The organism is Luteolibacter pohnpeiensis, assembly GCF_016595435.1.
Taxonomy (GTDB): domain Bacteria; phylum Verrucomicrobiota; class Verrucomicrobiia; order Verrucomicrobiales; family Akkermansiaceae; genus Luteolibacter; species Luteolibacter pohnpeiensis.
The window spans coordinates 1-456 of the sequence record NZ_JAENIJ010000207.1 but is presented as its reverse complement, the minus strand read 5'-3'; the positions used below and the strand labels follow the sequence as shown (position 1 = coordinate 456).

General features: G+C 57.0%; 1 protein-coding gene. It reads left to right on the top strand.

What is annotated here, in order from left to right:
- The coding region (locus JIN85_RS20980; protein WP_234047553.1) for a hypothetical protein at nt 1–443 on the top strand (443 nt) is incomplete at its 5' end.
- Between the last annotated feature and the right edge of the window lie 13 nt (nt 444–456).

Genomic DNA, 456 nt, shown 5'->3' with positions numbered 1-456 from the left:
TGCTCTGGTGGGCGACCACTTGGGTTTACCGCTCAGTGCTTCCTGGGGTTCCCGATAGTGGGATTCTTCCAGTTTCGTCGGTGCCCGGGGCTCTGTGGGGCTATTCCAGCGGAGATTGGATCATCTTGCAGCCTGCCGGAGCAATTGTATGGATCCTCGGGTTGCTCACGTTCTTCGTGCCCGGATTGATCGGCTCATTGCTCGCACGTGATGCCCGAACACGTTGGGGTCTGACAGCTTTTGTGATGGTGGTCATCGTTACCGGGTGGGTGCAGATCCAAGATGTCTCGGAGCTGTATAGTAGGCAGTCAGCGCTGATCTTGGTCGTCTGGGTTGCATGCCTAGGTGCGTCAGGCTTCCTGCTTGGACAACTCATACCCAAGGCCCGGAAGAATAATGCCCAACAAGCCGCGGCATCCGACGGCGACAAGCCGCCAATTTGATTTCGAGCTTCCA